Annotated in this window: 21 protein-coding genes, 2 tRNA genes and 1 pseudogene; 6 read left to right on the forward strand and 18 right to left on the reverse strand. The window is 68.2% G+C overall.

Going from position 1 to position 24,699, the window contains the following annotated elements:
* Window positions 1-14: 14 nt before the first annotated feature.
* From rodA to ACIA12_RS14650, 8 genes are all read right to left on the reverse strand, one after another.
* Entirely contained in the window at window positions 15-1,181 is a 1,167-nt protein-coding gene (gene rodA / locus ACIA12_RS14615; RefSeq protein WP_396367465.1) for a rod shape-determining protein RodA, read from the reverse strand.
* The gene (gene mrdA, locus ACIA12_RS14620) at window positions 1,178-3,235 is read right to left on the reverse strand and encodes a penicillin-binding protein 2 (protein WP_396367466.1); all 2,058 of its coding nucleotides are present in this window, start codon (window positions 3,233-3,235) and stop codon (window positions 1,178-1,180) included. The genes rodA and mrdA overlap by 4 nt, the downstream gene beginning before the upstream one ends.
* Window positions 3,232-3,765 (reverse strand): rod shape-determining protein MreD, encoded by a 534-nt coding sequence (mreD, locus tag ACIA12_RS14625; protein WP_396367467.1) that lies wholly within the window; start codon window positions 3,763-3,765, stop codon window positions 3,232-3,234. Before mreD ends, mrdA begins: the two co-directional genes overlap by 4 nt.
* A 45-nt stretch (window positions 3,766-3,810) precedes the next feature.
* The gene (gene mreC / locus ACIA12_RS14630) at window positions 3,811-4,737 is read right to left on the reverse strand and encodes a rod shape-determining protein MreC (protein ID WP_396367468.1); all 927 of its coding nucleotides are present in this window, start codon (window positions 4,735-4,737) and stop codon (window positions 3,811-3,813) included.
* 3 nt (window positions 4,738-4,740) lie between these two features.
* Window positions 4,741-5,766, reverse strand: coding sequence for a rod shape-determining protein (locus ACIA12_RS14635; RefSeq protein WP_164603246.1), 1,026 nt, complete (start codon window positions 5,764-5,766; stop codon window positions 4,741-4,743).
* A 160-nt stretch (window positions 5,767-5,926) separates the two neighbouring features.
* A complete protein-coding gene (gene ndk / locus ACIA12_RS14640; RefSeq protein WP_396367469.1) occupies window positions 5,927-6,337 on the reverse strand; it encodes a nucleoside-diphosphate kinase in 411 nt (136 codons plus the stop codon).
* 61 nt (window positions 6,338-6,398) lie between these two features.
* On the reverse strand, window positions 6,399-6,731 hold the full coding sequence (locus tag ACIA12_RS14645) for a DUF4233 domain-containing protein (protein ID WP_396367470.1): 333 nt from the start codon (window positions 6,729-6,731) through the stop codon (window positions 6,399-6,401).
* Entirely contained in the window at window positions 6,728-8,089 is a 1,362-nt protein-coding gene (locus ACIA12_RS14650; RefSeq protein ID WP_396367471.1) for a bifunctional folylpolyglutamate synthase/dihydrofolate synthase, read from the reverse strand. Before ACIA12_RS14650 ends, ACIA12_RS14645 begins: the two co-directional genes overlap by 4 nt.
* Window positions 8,090-8,160: 71 nt before the next feature.
* Between ACIA12_RS14650 and valS the strand changes: the two genes are divergently transcribed.
* The 3 genes from valS to ACIA12_RS14665 all read left to right on the forward strand — a co-directional run bounded on the left by valS (window position 8,161) and on the right by ACIA12_RS14665 (window position 13,146).
* The gene (valS, locus tag ACIA12_RS14655) at window positions 8,161-10,701 is read left to right on the forward strand and encodes a valine--tRNA ligase (RefSeq protein WP_396367472.1); all 2,541 of its coding nucleotides are present in this window, start codon (window positions 8,161-8,163) and stop codon (window positions 10,699-10,701) included.
* A gap of 1,372 nt (window positions 10,702-12,073) precedes the next feature.
* The gene (locus tag ACIA12_RS14660; protein ID WP_396367473.1) at window positions 12,074-12,307 is read left to right on the forward strand and encodes a hypothetical protein; all 234 of its coding nucleotides are present in this window, start codon (window positions 12,074-12,076) and stop codon (window positions 12,305-12,307) included.
* Window positions 12,308-12,645: 338 nt separating this feature from the next.
* Window positions 12,646-13,146, forward strand: a complete 501-nt coding sequence (locus tag ACIA12_RS14665) for a hypothetical protein (RefSeq protein ID WP_396367474.1) — start codon at window positions 12,646-12,648, stop codon at window positions 13,144-13,146.
* A 17-nt stretch (window positions 13,147-13,163) separates the two neighbouring features.
* Here the strand turns inward: ACIA12_RS14665 and ACIA12_RS14670 are convergent, their stop codons facing one another.
* On the reverse strand, window positions 13,164-13,796 hold the full coding sequence (locus tag ACIA12_RS14670; RefSeq protein WP_396367475.1) for an AEC family transporter: 633 nt from the start codon (window positions 13,794-13,796) through the stop codon (window positions 13,164-13,166).
* 12 nt (window positions 13,797-13,808) lie between these two features.
* A complete protein-coding gene (locus ACIA12_RS14675; RefSeq protein WP_396367476.1) occupies window positions 13,809-14,087 on the reverse strand; it encodes an AEC family transporter in 279 nt (92 codons plus the stop codon).
* 127 nt (window positions 14,088-14,214) lie between these two features.
* Here ACIA12_RS14675 and ACIA12_RS14680 point away from each other — a divergent pair, with 127 nt between their 5' ends.
* On the forward strand, window positions 14,215-15,516 hold the full coding sequence (locus tag ACIA12_RS14680) for a phosphodiester glycosidase family protein (RefSeq protein WP_396367477.1): 1,302 nt from the start codon (window positions 14,215-14,217) through the stop codon (window positions 15,514-15,516).
* A 50-nt stretch (window positions 15,517-15,566) separates the two neighbouring features.
* On the opposite strand, the gene ACIA12_RS14685 is transcribed toward ACIA12_RS14680, so the two are convergent.
* The 5 genes and pseudogenes from ACIA12_RS14685 to ACIA12_RS14705 all read right to left on the reverse strand — a co-directional run bounded on the left by ACIA12_RS14685 (window position 15,567) and on the right by ACIA12_RS14705 (window position 21,321).
* On the reverse strand, window positions 15,567-16,805 hold the full coding sequence (locus tag ACIA12_RS14685) for a hypothetical protein (RefSeq protein WP_396367478.1): 1,239 nt from the start codon (window positions 16,803-16,805) through the stop codon (window positions 15,567-15,569).
* A gap of 11 nt (window positions 16,806-16,816) precedes the next feature.
* Entirely contained in the window at window positions 16,817-18,355 is a 1,539-nt protein-coding gene (locus tag ACIA12_RS14690) for an alkaline phosphatase D family protein (RefSeq protein WP_396367479.1), read from the reverse strand.
* Between the two features lie 192 nt (window positions 18,356-18,547).
* Window positions 18,548-19,843 (reverse strand): ATP-dependent Clp protease ATP-binding subunit ClpX, encoded by a 1,296-nt coding sequence (clpX, locus tag ACIA12_RS14695; protein WP_328321187.1) that lies wholly within the window; start codon window positions 19,841-19,843, stop codon window positions 18,548-18,550.
* 214 nt (window positions 19,844-20,057) lie between these two features.
* A pseudogene (locus ACIA12_RS14700) lies at window positions 20,058-20,675 on the reverse strand (ATP-dependent Clp protease proteolytic subunit); the annotation flags it as partial.
* A 22-nt stretch (window positions 20,676-20,697) separates the two neighbouring features.
* Window positions 20,698-21,321: an ATP-dependent Clp protease proteolytic subunit gene (locus tag ACIA12_RS14705; RefSeq protein WP_396367480.1), complete on the reverse strand. Its 624-nt coding sequence runs from the start codon at window positions 21,319-21,321 to the stop codon at window positions 20,698-20,700.
* A gap of 402 nt (window positions 21,322-21,723) precedes the next feature.
* On the opposite strand from ACIA12_RS14705, the gene ACIA12_RS14710 reads away from it, so the two are divergent.
* Window positions 21,724-22,428 (forward strand): ice-binding family protein, encoded by a 705-nt coding sequence (locus tag ACIA12_RS14710; RefSeq protein ID WP_396367481.1) that lies wholly within the window; start codon window positions 21,724-21,726, stop codon window positions 22,426-22,428.
* Between the two features lie 77 nt (window positions 22,429-22,505).
* Here the strand turns inward: ACIA12_RS14710 and tig are convergent, their stop codons facing one another.
* Together tig and ACIA12_RS14720 are read right to left on the reverse strand one after the other, a co-directional pair.
* Window positions 22,506-23,900, reverse strand: coding sequence for a trigger factor (tig, locus tag ACIA12_RS14715; protein ID WP_396367482.1), 1,395 nt, complete (start codon window positions 23,898-23,900; stop codon window positions 22,506-22,508).
* Window positions 23,901-23,977: 77 nt separating this feature from the next.
* A tRNA-Pro gene (locus tag ACIA12_RS14720) sits at window positions 23,978-24,050 on the reverse strand.
* A 134-nt stretch (window positions 24,051-24,184) separates the two neighbouring features.
* Here ACIA12_RS14720 and ACIA12_RS14725 point away from each other — a divergent pair.
* A tRNA-Gly gene (locus ACIA12_RS14725) sits at window positions 24,185-24,255 on the forward strand.
* 17 nt (window positions 24,256-24,272) lie between these two features.
* On the opposite strand, the gene ACIA12_RS14730 is transcribed toward ACIA12_RS14725, so the two are convergent.
* On the reverse strand, window positions 24,273-24,698 hold the full coding sequence (locus ACIA12_RS14730; RefSeq protein WP_396367483.1) for an NUDIX domain-containing protein: 426 nt from the start codon (window positions 24,696-24,698) through the stop codon (window positions 24,273-24,275).
* Window position 24,699: the final 1 nt, after the last annotated feature.

Here is a 24,699-nt window from a genome sequence, read left to right on the forward strand (position 1 = left end):
GAAGCGTACCTGACTCAGACCTGGTGCGAACGCAGGTGGATGTTCTGCAGCAGGCCGACCGCGAGCAGGCCGGCGAGCATCGAGGAACCGCCGTAGGACACAAAGGGCAGCGGCAGACCGGTGACCGGCATGATTCCCAGCGTCATCCCGATGTTTTCGAAGGCCTGGAAGGCGAACCAGCACACCACGCCGGTGGCGATCAGCCGGCCGAACGCGTCCCGGGCGTTGACCGCGATCCGCAGTCCGCGCCACAGGATCAGCACGAAGAGGCAGATGATCGCGCCCGCGCCGATCAGGCCGAGCTCCTCCCCCGCGACGGTGAAGACGAAGTCGGTGTGCTGCTCGGGTACGAACGCGTTCTGCGTCTGCGAACCGTGGAACAGTCCCTGGCCGAAGACGCCACCGTTGCCGATCGCGATCCGCGCCTGGTTCACGTTGTACCCGATGCCTTGCGGATCCGACTCCGGATCCGCGAACGCGGTGAACCGGGCCAGCTGGTACTTCTTCAGCACGTTGAACTGGATCGCGAGCACCGCGATCACCGTCGCCGCGGTGACGATGCCGAGCATCCACCGCTTCGGCACCCCGGAGACCGCGACGATGCCGAAGACGATCGAGCCGAGCACCATCACCGTGCCGAGGTCGGGTTGCAGCATCACCAGCAGCACCGGGATCGCGGCCACCGCGATCGCCTGGGCGATGTCGATCGTGCGGGCCTCGCGGTGGTTGGTCTCACCCTTCTCCGCGATCAGCAGCGCCATTCCGACGATCACCGCGAGCTTCGCGAACTCGCTCGGCTGGATCGACATCCCGGGCACCTGGATCCACGAACGCGACCCGTTGATGACGGCTCCGACGCCGGGCACCAGGACGAGGATCAGCCCGACCACCGAAGCGGCGTACAGGACCGGGGCGAGGATGCGGAGACGGCGGTGATCGCTGACGGCGGCGAGCACCGCGAGGACGAGACCGATGGCGAAGTTGAGCGCGTGCCGGAGCAGGAACGCGTGCTGGTTGCCGTCGGTGAGGGCGGTGCGGTTGTACGTCGCCGACCAGATCAGCAGCGAACCGATCGCCGACAGCGCGAGCACCCCGATCACCAGCACCCAGTCGACCTGCCAGAGCGTCGAGCGCCGATCGGCCCGCGGCCTCGACTGCCGAATCGGTGCAAGCAAACTCATCGGTCGGCCTTCTTCTCGGTGGGGGCGACCGGTGGCTTGACGTTGTAGAGGGTCTCGTAGATGTGCCGGACCGCCGTGCCGGAGGCGCCCGAGCCGGTACCGGCCTGGCTGATCATCATCACGACGGCGTAGCGATCGGTGTAGCTCGCCATCCAGGACGTGGTCTGCTTGCCGTAGACCTCGGCCGTTCCGGTCTTGACCCGGACCGGGATCTGGTCGAGCGGGAACCCGTTGAACTTCCAGGCCGCCGTACCGGTCTTGGCGGTCTCCTTGAGCGACCGGTCGATGTAGCGCAGCGTCGAGGCCGGCACCGGCAGCCTGCCCGCGAGCTTCGGCGGCACCGGCCGGACCTTGCCGTTCGGGCCGATCACCGCCTTCGCCACCCGCGGCTCCCAGAGCTTGCCACCGTTCGAGAGCGCCGAGTACGCCGTTGCCAGCTGCAACGGAGTGACCGTGGTGTCACCCTGGCCGATGGCGAAGTTGACCGCGTCACCGGCGCGGTAGCGGTAGCCGTCTTCACAGAACTCGCGGGAGAACTGCTTCAGGAACGCCGACGTGCCGGCCGGTGGATTTGCGGCGAGCTTGCAGTAGTAGTCCTTCTGCGCGTCGTAGTACTCCTTCTTCCACTTCCGGTCGGCGATCCGGCCGGACACCTCGCCGGGCAGGTCGATCCCGGTCGGCCTGCCGAGGCCGAAGCTCTTCGCCATCTGCACCATCGGGTCGGCGGCGGTGATGTCGCCGGAGTTGCCACCCTCCTTGAGCCACAGCGCGTAGGCGATCCTGTAGAAGAAGGTGTCACAGGAGATGGCGAGCGCCTGGTCGAAGCCGATCATCCCGTAGGAGGCGGACTCGTAGTTCTTGAACCGGCGGTCGCCGACCTCGAAGTACGACGAGCAGTCCAGCCGGGTCTTCGGCCCGTACCCGTTGGCGAACGAGGCCGCGGTGGTGATCGGCTTGAAGGTCGAACCGGGCGCGAGCTGGCCCTGGATCGCCCGCGACACCAGCGGGGTGCCGGCCTTGGTGGAGTAGAGCGCGTCGAGCTCGCGTTGCGAGATGCCGCCGACCCAGACGCCCGGGTCGTAGCTCGGATAGCTCGCCATCGCGACGATCTGGCCGGTCTTGGTGTCCATCACCACCGCCGCGCCGGAGTCGGCGACGTAGTTGCGACGGGTGATCTTGTCGTACTGCTTGCGGGCCGTCATGATCGCGCCGCGCAGCTGGGCCTCCACCGACGCCTGGACCCGCGCGTCGATGCTCGTCATCAGGGTCGAGCCCGGCACCGGCGCGGTCTGGCTCTTCAGGCCCGTCGTGTACCCGACCGCGTCGACGATGACGTTCTTCACGCCTGGCGTCCCGCGCAGCAACTGGTCGTAGGTGCGCTCGACACCGGCCCGGCCGACCAGGTCCGAGCGGTGCGGCACGGAGTCCTGCCCGGCCTTGTCCAGCTCGTCCAGCTCATTGGTGGTGATCGGCGACAGGTAGCCGAGTATGTGGGCTGCATTCACCTTGAAGGGCGCGGGATACGCGCGCAGCGTCTGGGACTCCGCGGCCACGCCCGGGAAGTCCTCGCGGCGCTCCATCACCTCGATCGCGACCTGCTCGCTGACGTCCTTGGCGACCGGAATCGGCTGGTACGGCGTGCCGTTCCAGCAGGCCGGCGGCTTGGAAGCACCGGGCTCTCCGCAGAGCATCGTCCGGGCGGTCAGGTCCTTTGGCTTCTGGCCGAGCACCTTCGCCAGCCTGGCAAGCACCACCTGCTGCTGGCCATCGGGCAGCTTCGCGAGCACCGAGCGGTCGACGGTGATCACCAGGGATACCCGGTTGCCGACCAAGGTCCGGCCGGCCGCGTCGACGATCGTGCCGCGCGGCGCCGGGACGAGCACCTCACGCGTGTGGTTCTGGGTGGCGGCCTGTGAGTAGTCGTCGGACGACATCACCTGCATGTACCAGAGCCGGGCGAGCAAGGTGAACATCAGCGAGAAGACGAGCACCTGGATCACGAACAGGCGCAACCGCGGCTTCAGCGGCGCCGGGTTGAAGCTGTCGAAGCTCATGGCAGCACCCGCCGCCGCTCCCGCGCCGGCACGACGCGGCCCATCACCCACATCACCAGCGGGATGACCAGGATCGCCGCCACCACGTCGTACCCGGCGGCGATACCGAGCCGGACGCCGAACTCACCCCAGTCGACCGCCGGATCATGCAGCAACGACCCCGTCGCGGAGTACACCGTGAGAGAGAGGGCGGCGCCCAGTACGACGGTCAGCGCGACGGCCACCGGACCGACCGGCGCAGCCGAGGTCTCGCGCCGGATCAGGCCCGCGACGTACCCGGAGAGCGCGAGGGCGAGGGCCCAGCGGCCGGCGGTGTGGTCGGCCGGGGGCGCGACGTCGAGCAGCAGCCCGCCGAGGAAGCCGGCGATCGCACCCCACTCGGCGCCGCGGGAGAGCGCGAGCGCGATGACCACGATCATCACCAGGTCGCAGGTGACCCCGGCGACGGCGATGTGTGGCAACAGGGAGATCTGCACCGTAACGGCGATCAGCAGGAACACCGCCGCCAGCCCGATCCGAACAGCCGGCATCTCAGCAGCCCTCCCCCGGCGTAGGCCGACCGCACCTGCGGGCGGTCACCGGGTGCCGCCTGCCGGGACGGTGCCACGGGGAGCCCGCGCGGGCGGACCGGTGACGACGCCGACCAGGTCGATCCGGGTCGGGTCGGCGAACGGCTTCAGCAGCGCGGTCGAGCCGAGCGCCCCCTGGACCGAGGTCACCGAGGTGACCTCGCCGATCGGCACCCCCGGGACGTACGGCGCGTTGCCGCTCGAGCCCCAGGTGACGATCCGGTCGCCCACCTTCGGCCGGGCCTTCAGGTCCACCAGCTTGTAGTCGAGCGCGGCCGACGAGCCGATCTCTCCCCGGCCGGAGACGAACCCGAGCGCCATCGTCGAGTTCAGCCGGCCGCCGACGGTCGAGTTGCGGTCGCCGATCAGCAGCACCGTGGCGGTGGCCTGGGTGGTCCGCACGACGCGGCCCACCAGCCCGTCGCCATTCAGTACTGTCATGTCCGGTCGCACCCCGTCCGCCGTTCCGGCATCGATGGTCACTGTGTGGTTGAAGCTCTGCGCGCTGCCCAGGCCGATCACCCGGGCCGGTGTCACCGTGTAGGTCGGCGCCACCTTCAGCAGCCGGTCCAGCTCGCCGGCCCGGTTGCGCGCATAGTCGGTCGTGCGCAGCTCGCTGGTGAGTTTCTCGTTCTCTGCTTGGAGTTTTTCGTTCTCTGCCTTCAATGTATCCACTTCGGCGAACCGGTCCCGAAGGTTGTCCACAGGCTGCCGCGCGTTCGTCGCGGTCGACTCCAGCGGGCCGAAGACAGCAGCCGCCGCGTGCCGCAGCGGCTCGACGGGAGAGCCCGCCGAGCGTCGCGCGTCCAGCACGATCAGCGTGAAGGAGGCCAGGATGACGAGCACCAGGATGGTCCGGCGACGGCGGATCTCCCGGGGCAACCCGGCCGAACGGACCAGCCCGCGCGCCGGCGTACCAAGATCTTTCAGCATCGGTCAGCGGCGGTCGGTGACGAGGATGCGGTTCAGCGTCTCGATGTTGTCGACACACTTGCCGGCGCCGAGCACGACGGCGTCCAGCGGGTTCTCGGCGACGTGGATCGGGATCCCCGTCTCGTGCCGCAGCCGCTCGTCCATGCCCTTCAGCAGCGCGCCGCCACCGGTCAGCACGATGCCGCGGTCGACGATGTCGCCGGCCAGCTCGGGCGGCGTCTTGTCCAGGGTGGCCTTGACCGCGTCGACGATCGCGGTGATCGGCTCCTCGATCGCCTGCCGGATGCTGGCCGAGGACACCTTCACGGTGCGCGGCAGCCCGGAGACCATGTCCCGGCCGCGGATCTCGGAGTCCGGCCCGTCCGAGGTCGGGAAGGCCGAGCCGATCGTCATCTTGATCTGCTCGGAGGTGGCCTCGCCGAGCATCAGCGAGTACTCCTTCTTGCAGTAGTTCACGACCGCCTTGTCGATCGCGTCGCCGGCCACCCGGATCGACTGGCTGGTGACGATCCCGCCGAACGAGATCACCGCCACCTCGGTCGTCCCGCCGCCGATGTCGACCACCATGTTGCCGGTCGCGTCGCGGACCTCGAGGTTCGACCCGAGCGCGGCGGCCATCGGCTCCTCGATGATGTAGACCTTGCGGGCGCCGGCCATGTACCCGGCGTCGCGGACAGCGCGCTGCTCGACGGCGGTGATGCCCGAGGGGACGCAGACGACGATCCGCGGCTTGGCGAAGTACCGGCGGCGGTGGACCCGCTGGATGAAGTACCGCAGCATCTGCTCGGCGGCGTCGAAGTCGGCGATCACACCATCCTTCAACGGCCGAATCGCGGTGATGTTGCCGGGCGTCCGGCCGATCATCTTCTTGGCCTCGGCGCCGAACGCGACCGCCTCGCGCGGTTCGTCGGTCCGGATCGCGACCACCGACGGCTCGTTCAGTACGACGCCACGTCCACGTACGTACACGAGTGTGTTGGCCGTACCGAGGTCGACCGCCATATCGCGGCCGAGCATGCTGTTCGCCATTTCGGCGCCCTCCACCTGCTCGGGTCCCGGGGTTCTCAGGCTAGGCGCGGACCCGACGCCAACCGGGGACCGACACGTCCCGCCTGCCCACGACGCATCGTATCGGTCCATTCACCAGGTGTCCGCGCCGCCCTCCGCGGCAAGCCCCACCGGCCGGGTGCTAGGGCAGGTCGGGGAACCAGATCTTGATCTCGCGCTCGGCCGACTCCGGCGAGTCCGAGCCGTGCACGAGGTTCTCCCGGTTCGACAGCGACAGGTCGCCGCGGATCGTGCCCGGAGCGGCCTTGCGGCCGTCGGTGGCGCCGTTCAGCGCGCGGACGACCTCGACCGCCTCGTCGCCCTCGAGCACCAGCGCTACCAGCGGGCCGCTGGTTACGAACTCGCGCAGCGGCGGGTAGAAGTCCCGCTCGACGTGCTCGGCGTAGTGCTGGTCGGCCTGCTCGCCGTCGATCGTGCGCAGGTCCATCGCGACGATGGCGAGGCCCTTCGCCTCGAACCGTCCGAGAACCTCCCCGACCAGGCCACGGCGTACCGTGTCGGGCTTGAGCAGGACGAGGGTGCGCTGCGACATGTCTGTTCTCTCTCCGATGCGTGTTTCAGGCGGGCCGTACCAGGGCCGAGCCTAGTGGGTGTCAGCTCGCTTGAGCCTGGGCGGCCTTGGCCTCGTCGATCCGGCGGCCGAGCACGATCGCCATCACCCAGAACGCGCCGAAGGCCAGACCGAGCACGAACATCACCGGTACGACGAAGCCGAGGCCGACCGAGGCCAGTTGGATGATCGAGCCCAGGACGTACCCGGCCTGGTTGCGCAGCAGTCCGGCCGCGACCAGCGCGAGCACCGCCAGCCCCAGGCACAGCGGGAGCGCGGTACTGGGTTTCACGTCGGCGACCGAGATCATCACCGGCGTCACGAGCGCCAGGACGACGAACTCGAAGCCGAGCACGATACCGGCCAGCGATCTCATCGCTTCTCCCCTGCCGGCTTGCGGACCAGCAGGGTCCGGGCCTCGCCCGCGGTGATCACCGAGCCGGTGATCAGGACGCCGCCGGTGCCCATCGCCAGCGCGTTCTCCTCGGCCAGCCGGATCGCGTCGTCGATCGCGTCGAGCAGCTTGGGCCGGACCAGCACCCGGTCCTCGCCGAAGATCTCGATCGCCAGCTCACCCAGCTCCTCGGCCGGCATCGACCGGTCGAACGAGTTCCGGGTGCAGACGACGGTCTCCATGATCGGCTCGTACGCCTCCAGGACGCCGTACACGTCCTTGTCCTTCATGCAGCCCAGTACGCCGATCAGCGGCTGGAACGCGAACGCCTCCGACACTGTCTCGGCGGTCGCCTGGGCGCCGTGCGGATTGTGCGCGGCGTCGACGATGACCGTCGGGCTGGTCCGGACGACCTCCATCCGGCCGGGGCTGGTCACCTCGGCGAAGGCTGCCTCGACCAGCTCGCGGGTCATCCGCTGGCCCTCGTTCTGCCCGCTCGCCCCGAGCAGCGCCTCGACGGCCGCGAGGGCGGTGGAGGCGTTGTGGGCCTGGTACTCGCCGTGCAGCGGGAGGTAGATGTCGTCGTACTCGCCGCCGAGACCTTTGAAGGAGATCAGCTGGCCGCCGACCGCGACCGAGCGGCTGACGACTCCGAACTCGAGTCCCTCACGGGCGACCTGGGCGCCGACCTCGGCGGCCCGGCGTACCAGCACCTCGGCCACGTCGAGGCTCTGCTGCGAGATCACCGCGGTGCTGCCGGACTTGATGATCCCGGACTTGTCCTTGGCGATGGTGACCGGATCGGCGCCGAGGATGTGCGCGTGGTCGACGGCGACGGGGGTGATCACCGCGACGGTGCCGTCGGCGACGTTGGTGGAGTCCCAGGTGCCGCCGAGGCCGACCTCGACCACCGCGACGTCGACGGGCGCGTCGGCGAAGGCGGCGAAGGCCATCCCGGTCATCACCTCGAAGAACGACAACGGGTGCTCGTTCTCGGAGTCGACGACGTCGACGTACGGCTCGATCTCGGCGTACACCTCGACGAACCGCTGCTCGTCGATCGGCTCGCCGTTCAGCGTGATCCGCTCCCGCACCGACTCCAGGTGCGGGCTGGTGAACCGCCCGGTCCGCAACCCGGCCTCGCGCAGCAGGGCGTCGACCATCCGCGCGGTCGAGGTCTTGCCGTTGGTGCCGGTCAGATGGACGACGGGGTAGCTCTTCTGCGGATCGCCGAGCAGCTCGACGAGCCGCCGGACCCGGTCCAGCGTGGGATCGATCTTGTTCTCCGGCCAACGGGCCTGAAGCTTCGCCGATACCTCGGCATAAGAAGGTGCGCTCATCAGACGGCCAGTGTAGGAGGGCTGTGGATAACCCGTCGTGAGCACCCCTTGACAACCACTAGGATTGCCGTATGAGCGAAGCGTCCCGTGTTCCTGACAAGCCCACCCTCGACGGTCTCGAGGAGAAGTGGGCTGCCGTATGGAAGGAACAGCAGACCTACGCGTTCGACCGTACTGCGGAGCGCGCCGACGTCTACTCGATCGACACCCCGCCGCCGACCGTCTCGGGGTCGCTGCACGTCGGGCACATCTTCAGCTACACCCACACCGACCTGGTCGCGCGCTTCCAGCGGATGCGCGGCAAGAAGGTCTTCTACCCGATCGGCTGGGACGACAACGGCCTGCCGACCGAGCGCCGGGTGCAGAACTACTACGGCGTCAAGTGCGACCCGTCGCTGCCGTACGACCCCTCCTTCGAGCCGCCCGCGAAGCCGGACCCGAAGAAGCAGGTCCCGATCTCGCGGCAGAACTTTGTCGACCTGTGCGGCGAGCTGACCCACATCGATGAGCAGGCGTTCGAGGCGATGTGGCGCCAGGTCGGGCTGAGCGTCGACTGGAACTACCTGTACACGACGATCTCCGACGACTCCCGGCGGACGTCGCAGCGGGCCTTCCTGCGCAACTTCGCGCGCGGCGAGGCGTACCTGTCCGAGGCTCCGACGCTCTGGGACGTCACCTTCCAGACTGCTGTCGCGCAGGCCGAGCTGGAGGCGCGGGACTACCCGGGCGCGTTCCACAAGATCGCCTTCCACGGCGCCGACGGCCCGATCTACATCGAGACCACCCGTCCCGAGCTGCTGCCGGCCTGTGTCGCGCTGATCGCCCACCCGTCCGACGAGCGCTACAAGCACTTGTTCGGCACTACGGTCCGCTCGCCGCTGTTTGGCGTCGAGATCCCGGTCCTGGCCCACGAGGCGGCCGAGCCCGACAAGGGCGCGGGCATCGCGATGTGCTGCACCTTTGGTGACCTCACAGACGTCATCTGGTGGCGCGAGCTTCAACTCCCGGTCCGCACCGTCATCGGGCGCGACGGCCGGATCCTGCGGGACACCCCGCCGTGGCTCGAAGGCTCCGAGCTGTATGCGGAGATGGCCGGCAAGACGACGTTCAGCGCGCGCGAGTTGGTCGTCGGCAAGCTGCGTGAGAGCGGCGACCTGGACGGCGAGCCGAAGCCGACCCAGCGCAAGGCGAACTTCTACGAGAACGGCGACAAGCCGCTCGAGATCGTCTCCACCCGCCAGTGGTACATCCGCAACGGCGGCCGGGACGAGGAGCTGAAGGCCGAGTTCCTCGAGCGCGGCGACGAGCTGGCCTGGGTTCCCGAGTTCATGCACCACCGCTACCAGAACTGGGTCGAGGGGCTGAACGGTGACTGGCTGGTCTCCCGCCAGCGCTACTTCGGCGTCCCGTTCCCGGTCTGGTACCCGCTCGGCCACGACGGCGAGCCGGACTACGCCCACCCGCTGATGCCTCGCGAGGAAGATCTGCCGATCGACCCGACCTCGCAGGTTCCGGGTGGGTACGACGAGTCCCAGCGCGGCAAGCCGGGCGGCTTCGTCGCGGATCCGGATGTGATGGACACCTGGGCGACCTCGTCGCTGAGCCCACACATCGTCTGCGGCTGGGAGCGCGACGACGACCTGTTCCAGCGGACCTTCCCGATGGACCTGAACACGCACGCGCACGAGATCATCCGCACCTGGCTGTTCTCCCGTGTCGTCCGGGCGCACTACGAGAACGGCACGCTGCCGTGGGCGCGCTCGATGATTTCTGGCTTCGTCGTCGACCCCGACCGCAAGAAGATGTCGAAGTCCAAGGGCAACGCCGTCGTCCCGTCGGAGATCCTGGAGAAGTTCGGCTCGGACGCGGTGCGCTGGCGGGCCGCGATGGCCCGGCCGGGGATGGACTCGCCGTTCGACGAGTCGCAGATGAAGGTCGGCCGGCGGCTGGCGATCAAGGTGCTGAACGCGTCGAAGTTCGTCCTGTCGTTCGGGGCGACGTCGGTCGACGCGGACGCTGTGAGTCAACCGGTCGACCTGGCGATGCTGGCGCAGTTGCGTCAGGTGATCGACGAGGCGACGGCCGCTTTCGAGCGGTACGACTACACGGGTGCGCTGGAGATCGCCGAGCGGTTCTTCTGGAGCTTCTGCGACGACTACGTCGAGCTGGTCAAGGAGCGCGCGTACGGCGGGCACGGCGAGGAAGGTGCTACCTCGGCGAAGGCGGCGCTGGCTGTCGCCTTGTCGGCTCAGCTGCGGCTGCTCGCGCCGTACCTGCCTTTCGCGACCGAAGAGGTCTGGTCGTGGTGGCAGGAAGGCTCGATCCACACCAGCTCCTGGCCGGTCGCCTCGGTCGACGTCGCTGCTGCTGAGCACGACCCGGCCGTCCTCGACGCGGTCGCGGAGGTCCTCGCGGGCATTCGCGGCGCCAAATCGACGGCCCAGGTCTCGATGAAGACCGAGGTCTCCAAGGTCGAGGTCAGCGGCCCCGCCGCCCGCCTCACCCTCGCCGCCCAAGCCGAAGTCGACCTCCGAGCCGCCGGCCGAATCACCGGCGAAATCCTCTGGAGCCCCGACGAATCCCCCGAGCTCTCAGTCATCGCAGCCCTCTAGTCACCTGCAGTACCTGAGTCACCCGCAACACCCGGGCTGACTCGCCGGAGCATCCTGGCGGCTTGCCCGTCGGTAGCGCCCGCTTCTTCGGAGGCGGGCGCTACTGCTTTCACCCGACCGACTACCCTGCGGGTTCAACCGGTCCGCTGACCAGCGTGCGGGCCCACCTTGTCCAGATATGAAACGATCGGGACAACCCCAGCCCGAACCCCCGGCGATCCCGTCCGCGCGCCCCGAGGAGCACCCATGAGCACCCCCACGACCCCCGGCCCGGACAACCGCCCCAAGCAAACCCGCCGCCCCCGAGCCACCCCCCGCCCCACCACCGACAACCCCACGAGCAACAGCCCGGCAAACACTCCTGCGGACCCGCCCGCAAACACCCCCGGCACCCCACCCAGCCCGAGCACCGGCACGGGCACCCGCACAGGCACGGGCACCGGCACGGGCACGGGCACCGGCACGGGCACGGGCACCGGCACGGGCACAGGCACAGGCAGAAGTACCGGCACGGGCAGGAACACCGGCACCAAGAAGCCAGCCGGAAGCACCGCCTCAGCCGGCTCATCGGGAACCACCAGCCCGAGCGCCATCACTCCCGCCGATCCGCCCGCAAACACCCCCAGCACCCCGCCCAGCACACCCAGCCCGAAGACAACCAGCACCGGCACCGGCACCGGCACCAGTAAGCCAGCCGGAAGCACTACCCCGGCCGGCTCACCCGGCGCCATCAGTCGGAGCGCCAGCGCTCCCGCCGCGAGCACCACTCCAGTCGGCACCGCCGGCGACACTCCCCTTGCGGACACCACCTCCGGCAACTCCGCCAAAACAGGCACCCCAGCCAGTAGCACCGCCGGAGACAGCCCCCTCGGAGCGAAGGTTCCCGCTGCGGGAACCGCCTCCGGCAACTACGCCAAATCCAGCATCCCGACCGGCAACACCCCGCTCGGCGCAGGTGCCGCCGAGGCTGACACGGCGCCGATTCCGGCACAGAGCGGCACTGATGCGCCGAGTAGCGCAGGCAACACGGCGGCACCGACCGGTACAGCTGGCGGTAGGGCCGGTGCTGCCGGTACGGCGGCAGCGGGTAGGGCAGGTGCTGCTGGCGGTACGCCGGTATTGGGTACGGCCGATGCTCCGACGGCAGTGACGGGTACGGCTGGCGCTGGCGGTGGGACGGGCGCGGCTGGCGGCGCTGGCCGTAGGTCGGGCACGGCTGGCAGTACGGCGGCAGCCGGTAACGCAGGTGCCGCTGGCGGTACGCCGGTACCGGGCACGGCCGGTGCTCCGACGGCCGTGACGGGTACGACTGGCAGAGCTGGTGGTAGGAGGACGAGCGCGACTGACGGCACGGCGGCACCCGATACCGCAGGTGCCGCTGCCGGTACGGCGGCAGCGGGTAACGCAGGTGCTGCTAGCGGTATGCCGGTACCTGGTACGGCCGATGCTCCGACGGCAGTGGCGGGTACGGCTGGCGGTGGGACGGGCGCGGCTGACGGCGCTGGCCGTGGGACAGGCGCGGCTGGCGGCATGGCGGGAGCGAGTACCGCAGGTGCCGCTGGCGGTGCGTCGGTACCGGGTGCGGCTGATGCTCCGACGGTGGTGACGGGCACGGCTGATAGCGCTGGCGGTCGGGACGGTGCTGCTGGCGGTACGGCGGCAATGGGGGCCGCCGGTGTGGCTGGCGGTTCGCAGGTGCCGGGTGGGGCTGGCGGTTCGCAGGTACCAGGTGGTGTTGGCGGTTCTTCGGTTTCAGGTATGGCTGGTGGTGCGCACGTGCCTGGTGCTGGTGGTGCGGCGGCCGGGGACGGTGCGGCGGGGGCTGCTGGGGGGACGGGTGCTGCGGGTGCGGCCGGCGGTGCTGGTGGGGGTGGGGGGAAGGGGCCTTGGTGGAAGGCGTCTTGGGGGGCGTTGAGGAAGGTTAAGTGGCGGCGGAATCCTTGGGTGACTGTTGGTGGGGTTGTGCTGGCTTTGCTGGTGGTCGCGGCGTTTGGGTACTTCGCTGGGCTGGGGCCGATGAGTCGGCTGAACACGTCTCGCGGGATCGTGCCGCCGGCGAAGCTGGGTGGGCTGGATCGGGTGACCGATCCGCAGATCCGTGAGCAGCTCAAACTGGAGCAGACGCGCGATCAGCTGAGCCGGATCAACGACGGGAAGCAGGCGACCGTCGAGGCGTACGGGAATCTTGACGGCCGGCGGCTGTTCGTGGTGATCGCGTTGCGCGGCAAGGTCGACATCGACAAGACGATCAAGGACTCGGGCGCCTCGCCGGAGCAGGTGAAGAAGGTCGGCCAGGCCACCTGCGTCGAGTCGACCGACAACCTGCCGACGCAGTGCTACCGAGGGTCCAACACGCTCACCGTGATCGCCCAGGCGGCCAACGACGGCGTCAGCGTCGACGACGTCGGCCCCCTCGCTGACGAGGCGTTCAAAGCCATGAAGTAGTCCAAGCAAACAGGTGGTCAGGCGAGTAGGCCGCTTAGGGCGATCATTACCGGGATTGAGAGCAAGGTGCTGAGCAGGACCGCGCTGCGGGCGAGTCTCCGCGCGGCGCGGTATTGCACGGCATACACGTAGACGTTCTGAGCAGTCGGCAACGCAGCCAACAGCACCGGGGCGAGCAAGGCAGGGCCCTCGAGGTCGAGGAGCCAACGCCCGACGGAGTACGCGACGAGCGGTTGGACGAGCGTCTTCAGCAGGACGGCCAGTACCGCGTCCCGGTCGAGGCTGATCGAGTCCTTCGCGCCACCAAGGCTCAACCCGTACGCCACCAACGCGACCGGCACCGCAGCCGCCGCCACGAGATCGATCGGCCGCATCAGCAACGACGGCAGCTCGATCCCCGCCGCCGCGACCAGCAACCCGAGCAGCGACGCCACCGTCAGCGGATTCCGCAACGGCCGCGTCAGCAGTACCCGCACCGGCACCCGCCGCCCTGCACCATGCCGATCCCCATCCAGTACTGCGAACGCCACCGGCGCCATCACCAGCAACTGGAACAACACGATCGGCGCCACCAACGCCCCGTCGCCCAGCACGTAGGCGGCGACCGGCACCCCGAGGTTCCCCGCGTTCACGTACGACGCGGCCAGCACCCCGATCGTCGCCTACGCCCGGCTCCGCCGCCACCACAGCACGGCCACGCCCAGATACAGCACCTGTACGACGAACAGCCCAGCCAGATTCGTCAGCAGCACCGGCGAGAAGATCGCATGGAGATCGGCCCGGGCCACCGTGGTGAACAGCAACGCGGGCGTCGCGACGAAGAACGCCAGCCGCGAAAGCACCAGCTCGTCCTCGGCTCGCAGTACGCCGGCCAGCCCGACCAGGTACCCGAGCACGGCGACCGAGACGAGCGCGACGAAAGCGGCGACGACGGCAGACATGGGGTCAGCGACCCGCCGGCTTCGTCGTCACGCCAGCGATCGTAGACGAAACGTTTCATCTGCAAGTTACTGACCAGCAAGCCATCCGAGTGGAAAGATTCCACCAAAACCCCGAAGGATGGCCCTCATGACTTCTTCCGTCCGGTCTCGTCTCGCCGCCGCCAGCACCTTGGCCGCGCTCGCGACCCTGCTCGTCGCCCCGACCGCCACCGCCGCCGAGCCCAACCCCGAACAGCAACCAGCCCCGATCCAGTACGCCGCCGGCGTCCTCCCCCTCGGTGACGCGGACCTCGCCGAGACGCGCACCGTCACCACCCTCGCCGAGGGCGTCACGCTCACCCGCATCGTTCGCGGTACCGACCCCGCGCCGGCCGACCAGATCAACACCACGACCCGCGGCCCGTGGATCGTCAACGTGCTCACCATCGACCCGCGCAAGGCGAGGGGCGAGCTGCGGACGACCTACGGCCCCGACCTCGCCAAGGTCGAGAAGACCAGCGATCTGGTCCGTACGTCGGGCGCCCTGGCCGGCATCAACGCATCGTTCTTCACCTTCACCGCCAGCGCTCTCTACCCGGGCGACCCGGTCGGGCTCGGCATCTTCGACGGCAAGCTGCTCAGCGAACCGCTCACCGACCCCGCCGAGGCCAACTTCATCGTCGACGCGAAGACCAACAAGGCCGTGATGGGCCACCTCAGCTGGACCGGCTCGGTCAAGAACCCGAAGACCGGCGCGACACTACCGCTCGAGTTCGTCAACCACCCGCCGGTGATCCCGACCGCTTGCGCCACCCTCCCAGCCCAGACGGCGTGCACCGTCCCCGGCGACGTCACGCTCTTCACCCCTGAGTTCGCGGCCAGCACTCCGGCCGGCGCGGGCATCGAGGTCGTCCTCGACCGGGACGGCTGCGTCGAGCGGGTCGCCGCCACCCGCGGTACGACGCTGACGAAGAACCAGACCTCGCTGCAGGCCACCGGCAGCGACGCGAACGCGCTCCTCGCGATGGTCTCGCACACCTGCCTCAAGACCGACCTGGCGATCGCCGACGAGCACGGCACCAACCTCAAACTGCGCAAGGACCTGTACGCCGTCACCGGCCGGTACCGTCTCACCGCCAACGGCCAGGTCGTCGTCCCCGCGGGTACCGGCAGCTTCTTCGACCGCAACCCGCGCTCGATCGTCGGCACCACCAGCGACGGCAAGCTCACCCTGGCGGCGCTCGACGGCCGGCAGACCACCAGCGTCGGTACGACGATGGACGAGACGGCCGCGGTCGCCAAGGCACTCGACCTGAGCGACGCGATCAACCTCGACGGCGGCGGCTCGACCGCGATGGCCGTCAACGGCGCCCTCGTCAGCCACCCGAGTGGCACCAATGGCGCTGAGCGGGCCGTCGGCGATGCCCTCATCTGGGTCGCCAAGAAGTAGTACGCCGAAAACGCAGGGCCCGGGCAGACTGCCCGGGCCCTGCGCGGTTCTCAGAAGTTGTTGTTCGAGATGCCCTGGCCGAGGATCACCTGGTCATAGGTGTTTCCGTCGTTGTCGTCGGTATAGGCGACCGCCACCTCGGACCACGGCGACACGGCAACCACCAACTGCTCCTGCCGTCCCGCCGGTACCTGACTCAACTGCTGAGCCGACAGCCGCGGCGCGTCCGTAGTACCGGCCGAGTTGAAGCCGCGGATCCACACGTCGGAGTCCGTGGCCAGCGCGGTCCAGCCGACGACCGTGCCGGCCTGGTCGTCGATGCCGATCGACGGATTATTGCCACTGGCAACGACTTGCAGGTCGGCGAAGCGAGCAGCGCCTGTTCCGGTGAAGCCGCGCGTCCACACTCCGCCACCCGACTCCCAGGCGACCGCGAAGTCGCCGTTGAAGTTGGCGGCGACCGACGCGTGCGCCTGTGCGCCGGCGGTGGTCGCGTTCGCCGTACGCCGGGACAGCGTGACCGCGCCATTCGTACGGGCCAGGCCGACCAGCCCGACGTTGTACGCCGTATCGGTCGACCCGTCATCCCACACCACGACCGCGTCGCCTGAGGCTGACACCGCCACGTCGGGATTGTGGTGCTGCCCGCTCGTCGTCGAGGCGGTCACCTCGTAGCCGCGAGTCGTCGGCCCGGTGAATCCAGCCGCCTTCACCGTCGCCGGAGTGCCGGTCTGGATGTCCTCCCACACAACGGTGAACGCGACCGCAGCGGTCGACGGAGCACCATCCGGGTCGACCGCCACGCGCGGGTTGATCTGCTGGCCGTCGGCCGACGTGTTGGCGTTGGCCGAGGCAGTCACCGTGCCGGCCGTGTTCACCACCCGGTAGGGGATGTTGTAGTACCCGTTGCCGTCCGGGTCGTCGGCCCAGACCACAACGGCATTGCCCTTGTCGTCCAGGCCGACATCCGGGTGCAGGTGACGCCAGTTGGTGACGCCGCTGCCGCCGGCCGCGGACAGCTTGACCTCGTAGAGCGCCGTGCCGTTGCGATACAGCCGCAGGAAGATCTCGCTGTGCGCGTTGTCGGTCGCATCGGTCGTGTCGCGATCGTCCTCCCAGACGACAGCGACGTACCCGTTGCGGTTGGTCGCGATGGCAGCCGTGTCCTGATCTCCGGTCGACACGCTGTTCGCAGTACTCCAGACCGGCGCCGCAATCGCTGCCTGTGCAGGGATCGTGAGCAGGAGCGACGGAACGGCGACGGCCAGGGCGAGAAGTTTCTTCTTCATAGCCGGTCCCCTCAGACTGCCTGAAGGCCGGGCCGGCCCTCTTGGATGACGAACGACTTCAACGTCGACACGGGCGCGTCGTGCTCCGAAACCTTCGCCACTCCACGGAAATCCGCCTGCATCTGCGTGGGCGTGACCGTCGTACGGATGTAGCCACGGCGGTTGCTGTAGAACTTCAGCCACGGGTTGGTCCCGACATCCGGGATCGCGGTGGTGGCGTCACCGTCGCCGGTCGAGGTGGCCGAACTGGTGACGAGTTCGGTGCCGATCACGGCCGAGTTCGCGTTGTTGTAGTCGGCCATCAGGTTGTTGCCCCAGGCGCGGTGTACGTCGCCGGTGAGCACTACCGGGTTGCGGTTGCCGCGGTCGACCCAGCCCTGCTGGATCCGGGCCCGGGACGCGCGGTACCCGTCCCACGAGTCCATGCTGGCCCCGGTCGAGTTGAAGCGGCTGGCGAAGAACACCTGCTGCCCGATGATGTCCCAGGTGGCGGCCTTCTGAGCGAGACCGTCGAGCAGCCAGGTCTCCTGGGCGTTGCCGGGCAGGCTCCGGGAGGCCAGGTCCGCATCTGAACAGATCTTCCAGCCGTCACCACACGCTTGGTCGTTGCGGTACTGCCTGGTGTCCAGCATGTGGAAGGTGGCGAGCTTGCCCCAGGGCAGCCGTCGGTACAGCTGGATGGAGTTGCCGTTGTTCGCCTGAGCCGGCCGCAAGGGCATGTTCTCGTAGTAGGCCTGGTACGCCGCACTACGCCGAGCGGTCCATTGCGCGGCGGTCAGCGCAGGCGTGCTGTCGGCACGTACCGTCCCCGCGTAGTTGTTCTCCACCTCGTGGTCGTCCGGTACTACGATCCACGGCGCCACCGCATGGGCCGCCTGCAGATCCGGATCCGACTTGTACTGCGCATAACGACGCCGGTAGTCGGCCAGCGTCGTGATCTCCGTAGCACCCAGATGGAGACGGGTCCGGCCGGCAGTAGCGGGGTACTCGTAGATGTAGTCGCCCAGGAACAGGATGAGGCCCGGATTGTCCTCAGCCATCCGCCGGTACGCCGTGTAGTACCCCTCCTCGTAGTGCGCGCAGGAGGTGAAGGCCATGACGAGGTCGCGGCCGTTCGTGCCCGCAGCGGGCGCAGTACGGGTGCGGCCGACGGGTGAGACGTGGCCCTGGGCACGGAAGCGGTAGAAGTAGTCCGAGTCGGGGTTGAGGTTGTTGGCGATGGCATGGACGGAGTGAGCGGCTCCGTAGGTCGCAGTGACGGTCCCTGAGGTGACCAGGGTGCTGAAGGATTCGGTAGTGGAGACCTGCCACTCCACGGCGACGTTGGTATTGGCCATGCCGCCTTGGCCGTCGGCATTGAGTGGGGACGGGGCCAGTCGGGTCCAGAGCACGACGCTGCTCGCGTCGGGCTCACCGGAGGCGACTCCTAGCTGGAACGGGTAGGGGACCGCTGCAGTGGCGGTGATGATGCTGGAACGGGCGGGCAGTGCGGTAGCACCTGCCGCCGCGAGTCCGCCGAGGACGACAGCTCGACGACTGATGGGTTTCATGGGCGTCACCTTTCAAGGTGCACGATCGGGGCGGTTCGTGCCCATAGTCCCCAAGCTTTCGTAACTTTCCTACACCTTGTCCTACTGGACAACGGCCGATTGGGTGAATTCCTGGGTGGCTCGGACGCGCAGGCAAACGAAAGAGGCCGGCATCCGCTTGTCAGCGGATGCCGGCCTCTTCGGTGACTGGGCTCAGGCGGTCTTCTCGCGGCGCTCGCGCTTGCTGACCATCTGGTCGCGCGGGATCAGCGTCGGGTTGACGTTCTCCAGGACGACCTCGCCGGTGACGACGACCTTGGCGACGTCTTCCCGGCTCGGCACCTCGTACATCACGTTGAGCAGGACTTCTTCCATGATCGCGCGCAGCCCGCGGGCACCGGTGCCGCGCAGCAGCGCCTGGTCCGCGATCGCCTCGACCGCGTCCTCGCTGAACTCCAGCTCGACGTTGTCGATCTCGAACAGCCGCCGGTACTGCTTGACCAGCGCGTTCTTCGGCTCGGACAGGATCTTGATCAGCGCGTCCCGGTCCAGCGGGGAGACCGTGGTGATCACCGGCAGCCGGCCGATGAACTCGGGGATCAGACCGAACTTGAGCAGGTCCTCCGGCATCACGTCGGAGTAGCCGCTGAGCTCCTTGGGCTTCTCCGGCTCGCGCTTGGCGTTGAAGCCGAGCGTCTTCTTGCCGACCCGCTGCTCCACCATGTGGTCCAGGCCGGCGAACGCGCCGCCGACGATGAACAGCACGTTGGTGGTGTCGATCTGGATGAACTCCTGGTGCGGGTGCTTGCGGCCGCCCTGCGGCGGAACGCTGGCCGTGGTGCCTTCCAGGATCTTCAGCAGCGCCTGCTGGACACCCTCGCCGGAGACGTCGCGGGTGATCGACGGGTTCTCGCTCTTGCGGGCGATCTTGTCGACCTCGTCGATGTAGATGATCCCGGTCTCGGCCTTCTTGACGTCGTAGTCGGCCGCCTGGATCAGCTTCAGCAGGATGTTCTCGACGTCCTCGCCGACGTAGCCGGCCTCGGTCAGCGCGGTGGCGTCGGCGATCGCGAACGGGACGTTCAGCATCCGGGCCAGCGTCTGGGCGAGGTACGTCTTGCCACAGCCGGTCGGGCCGATCAGCAGGATGTTCGACTTGGCCAGCTCGACGGCTTCGTCCTTCGCGTGCCGGCCGGCGCTCGACGAGCCCTGACCGTCGCGGACCCGCTTGTAGTGGTTGTAGACCGCTACCGCGAGCGCCTTCTTCGCCACGTCCTGTCCGACGACGTAGGCATTGAGGAAGTCGTAGATCTCCCGGGGCTTGGGCAGCTCCGTCAGACCGACCTCGGAGCCCTCGTTCAGCTCCTCCTCGATGATCTCGTTACAGAGATCGATGCACTCGTCGCAGATGTAGACGCCGGGACCGGCGATGAGCTTCTTGACCTGCTTCTGGCTCTTGCCGCAGAACGAGCATTTGAGCAGGTCACCGCCGTCACCTATGCGTGCCACCGGGACAGATCCCTTCTCTGAGCAGTCGAACCGGGCGGACTCGAACCTGAACCATCTCAGGTGTTGATCCCCACCCGGAACTCGCTTCGACGGTACCGCGCCCGGGGCCGAAACGCCGCGCTCACCGACGCGTTGTGACTACGCCGGTGGCGAACGCACTGTCACTTGACAGTGCACGGCTCGCGGGGAGGTACCGCCGAAGCGGAACGGTCGTTCAGACGCCGGCCGGGACCGGGGTCTTGAGCGTCTGCAGGATGTCGTCGATCAGGCCGTACTCGATCGCCTGGTCGGCGGTCAGGAACTTGTCCCGCTCGATGTCGCGCGAGACCTCTTCGTGCGGCTTGCCGCTGGCCTCGGCGAGCATGGTCTCCAGCAGTGCCCGCAGACGCAGGATCTCGTTGGCCTGGATCTCGATGTCGCTGGACTGCCCGTAGGTGCCCTCGGTGGCCGGCTGGTGGATGATGATCCGGCTGTTCGGCAACGCGAGCCGCTTGCCCGGAGTACCGGCTGCGAGCAGTACCGCCGCCGCGGAGGCAGCCTGGCCCAGGCAGACCGTCTGCACGTCCGGCTTGATGTACCGGATCGTGTCGTAGATCGCGGTCAGCGCGGTGAACGAGCCACCGGGCGAGTTGATGTAGATGCTGATGTCCCGGTCGGAGTCCATCGCCTGCAGGCAGAGCAGCTGCGCCATCACGGCGTTGGCGATCTCGTCGGTGATCGGGGTGCCGAGGAAGATGATCCGGTCCTCGAACAGCTTGGTGTAGGGGTCGATCCGGCGCATGCCGTACGACGTGCGCTCCTCCCACTGCGGGATGAAGTAGTTCATGCTGGTGTCCTTAGTTTCGCAGGAGAGGTCAGGAGTTCGGGCTGCCGCTGCTCAGCTGAGCAGCACTGGCCACGACGTGGTCGATGAAGCCGTAGTCCTTCGCCTGGTCCGCGGTGAACCAGCGGTCCCGGTCGGCGTCGGTCTCGACCTGCTCCAGCGGCTGGCCGGTGTGCTCGGCGATCAGCTTGAACAGCTGCGCCTTGATGTGCAGCGACTGCTGGGCCTGGATCTTGATGTCGGAGGCCGTACCGCCCATGCCGCCCGATGGCTGGTGCATCATGATCCGCGCGTGCGGCAGGGCGAAGCGCTTGTTCTTCGCGCCGGCGCAGAGCAGGAACTGGCCCATCGAGGCGGCCAGGCCCATCCCGACCGTGGCGACGTCGTTGGAGATCCACTGCATGGTGTCGTAGATCGCCATGCCGGAGTCCACCGAGCCACCCGGCGAGTTGATGTACAGCCAGATGTCCTTGTTGGGGTCTTCGGCGTTGAGGAGCAGCATCTGAGCGCAGATGGCGTTCGCGTTGTCGTCGCGAACCTCGGACCCCAGGAAGATGATCCGGTTGCTCAGCAGGCGCTGGTAGATGTGGTCGTCTAGTCCGCCGGATCCGGCACCGCCCGCGGCGGTGGGGCTGGCTGCAAATGTCTCGTTCACAAAGCCGACATTACTGGTCCCCACCCACAGACCTAAGGCTGGTAGCCACCTGTTCGCTCACGGCGCACGCCATCTGCCCTCAGCAAACTCCGGAATGGTTCCGATCACCATGGTGGTGCCTCCGGGTCTGGCTAATCAGCCCGACCCATGATTACGTAGAGGAATCAAGGAGACACGAGACGTAGCGGATGGCTCAAGGCCGGATACCGCACGGTGATCTCCACCGCGCACCCGGGTCGCTTACCAGCGGCCTAGCGCAACCAGAGAACCAGGGAAGGCTTGGCTTTCATGCCAGTCGACACCGTTCACGCCACACCCGTTGTCAAACGAAACACCCGCCGCGGGCTGCCTCGGAAGGGTGTGGTCCTGCTGTGTGGGCTGGCTCTCCTCGGGGCATCCACTGTGGTCGCGAGTCCGGCCTACGCCTACACCAATCCCGCTCCCGTGAGCCTGGGCGCCGCCGGAAACTACGCGATCCTGGCAAGCTCGGGGATCAGTACCACCGGCGTCACCACCGTCACCGGCGACATGGGGATCTCCCCGTCCGCCGCGAGCGCGATCACCGGCTTCAGCCTGACCCAGTTCGGCACGTTCGCCACCTCCCCGAGTGTTGTCGGGAAGGTGTACGCCGCCGACTACACCGCTCCCACCCCGGCCAATCTCATCACCGCGGTGAGCAACGAGGTCACCGCCTACAACGACGCCGCCGGCCGGACGCCGGCCGACTCCCTCAACTACCTCGCCGGCGCGGTCACCGGACCCGTGACCCTGGCCCGCGGCGTCTACAAGTGGACGACCGGCGTGACCGTGTCCGGGACCGTCACCCTCAATGGCGGTGTCAATGACGTCTTCATCTTCCAGGTCGCCGGCACCCTGAACTTCGCGGGATCCGCCAACATCGTCCTGACCGGTGGAGCCCGCGCCTGCAACGTGATCTGGCAATCCGCCAGCCAGGTCACCCTGGCAGGAGGCGCCGCGACCAAGGGCGTCATCCTCGGGAAAACCGCCATCGTCGCCCAGAGCGGCGCGACCCTCACACCGGGCCGGGCCCTGGCCCAAACCGCGGTTACGATGATCGCCAACACCGTGACGGCACCCGTGTGCTGACCCACTCACCCAGGGCCTGACGCCGACGGCCCCGGATCCATGGCGGATCCGGGGCCGTCGGCTGTTGTTCAGGTGGTTCAGGCCTTGGCGGGCTCTTCCTCGGCGGGGGCCACGGGGGCTTCGGCGTCGGCCTCAGACGGGTCGGCGTAGGTGCCGTCGGGCTGGAGGGTCTTGAGCTCGATCACGTTGCCGGAGGCGTCGGTGACCTTGGCGTTCTCGACCAGGTGGGCGAGCGCCTTGCCGCGGACCACCTCGGACACCAGGCTCGGTACCAGGTTGTTCTCGACGGCGTGCTGGGCGAACTGGTCGGGGCTGACGCCGGAACGCTGGGCGTGCCGGACGATGTGCTCGGTCAGCTCCTGGTCGTTGACGCTCAGCTCCTGCTGCTCGGCCACCAGGTCGAGTACGAACTGGGCCTTGATCGCGTCCTCGGAACGCTTCTTCAGGTCCTCGTCGAACTCTTCCTCGGTCTGCTCCTCGCCCTCGAGGAACTGCGCGAAGCTCATCCCGGAGTACCCGAGCTGCTGCTCCAGGTTCTCCCGGCGGGCGGCCAGCTCGTCGGTCAGCAGGCCCTCGGGGACCGGCACCTCGACCAGGGTGAGGATCTTCTCGAGTACCGCGTCGCGCGCGTCGCCGGCCTGCTCGAGGCGCTTGCCGCGCTCCAGCCGGGTGCGGACGTCAGCAGTGAGCTCCTCGGCGGTGTCGAACTCCGACGCGGTCTGCGCGAAGTCGTCGTCGAACTCCGGCAGCTCCTGCTCCTTGACCGCGGTCACGGTGACCTCGACGTCGACGTCCTCGCCCTTGAGCTCACCGCCGACCAGCTGGGTCACGAAGGTCTTCGACTCGCCGGCGTTCAGCCCGATGACGGCCTCGTCCAGGCCGTCGAGCAGCTGTCCGCTGCCGACCTGGTACGACAGGCCGGTGGCCTGCGCCTCCTCGATCTTCTCGCCGTCCTTGGTGGCCGACAGGTCGATCGTGATGAAGTCCTTGTCGGCGACCGCGCGCTCGACCGGGTTCAGCGCGCCGAACCGCTGGCGCAGCGCCTCGATCTGCTCGTTCACCTCGTCGTCGGAGATCGCGATGTCCTCGACGCCGGCCTCGATGCCCTCGAGATCCGGCAGGGTGATCTCCGGGCGGACCTCGACCTCGGCGGAGAACTGCAGGCTCTCCTTGTCGTTGAACTCGGTCACGTCGACCTCGGGCCGGCCGATCGCCTTGACCTGGTTGTCCTGGACGGCCTGCGAGTACAGCTTCGGCAGCGCGTCGTTGATCGCCTCTTCGAGCACCGGACCGCGACCGACCCGCTGGTCGATGACCTGCGGCGGGATCTTGCCCTTGCGGAAGCCCGGGACGACGATCTGGCTTCCGATGCTCTTGTACGCCGCGTCGAGGCTCGGCTTGAGCTCCTCGAACGGCACCTCGACGATGAGCTTGACCTTGGTCGGGCTCAAGGACTCGACGGTGCTCTTCACGGTGGCGGTTCTCCTTGGTCGATGACGTTCACAGCCGTGGCCGGACAGGCCACGCTGCACGGTGCTGCTGGGGTTTGTCGGGGCGACAGGACTCGAACCTGCGGTCTCCTGCTCCCAAAGCAGGCGCGCTAGCCACTACGCTACGCCCCGCAGTGACCGCACGAGTCTAGTGGACGCGGACCAGTGCTCGCGCCACCACCCCCGTCCGAGGCGCCGACGGGAACCGGTTTGAGGCCTGGCCGGGCCATGTGGAATCATGTGCGTGTGCCCACCAAAGGGCGCATGCGGGTGTAGCTCAATGGTAGAGCCCCAGTCTTCCAAACTGACTACGCGGGTTCGATTCCCGTCACCCGCTCAGCACGCGAAAGGCCCCTAGTCGCAGGATTCCTGAGGCTGGGGGCCTTTCTGTATGGCGCCCAGGAGGGTCGGGAGGCTCTCGGGGTGGGCCAGCTTCAGCTCTGTGAGATCGCTGGGGCGGAACCAGCGGAGATCGTCATGCTCTTCCGGGGCCGCATTGACCGGCTCGCCGTCCCAGCGCGTGACGAGGAACGCCTGCACGTCGAGCGTGGGGTCGCTGATCGTCATCGGGATCGGTACCGGGTCGTGGATGTGGATCCCGAGTTCTTCGCGGCATTCGCGGATGACCGCCTGGTGGTGCGACTCGCCCGGGTCGACGTGTCCGCCGGCGGAGAAGCTCCAGCTGTCGGGATACCAGCGTCGCGATGGATGGCGGTGCACCAGCAGCACGAGACCGTCGCGGACAAGTACAGCTACTGCGATCTGAATCCGAGCGGCCATG

The sequence above is a fragment of the Kribbella sp. NPDC051620 genome, assembly GCF_044453825.1.
GTDB lineage: Bacteria > Actinomycetota > Actinomycetes > Propionibacteriales > Kribbellaceae > Kribbella.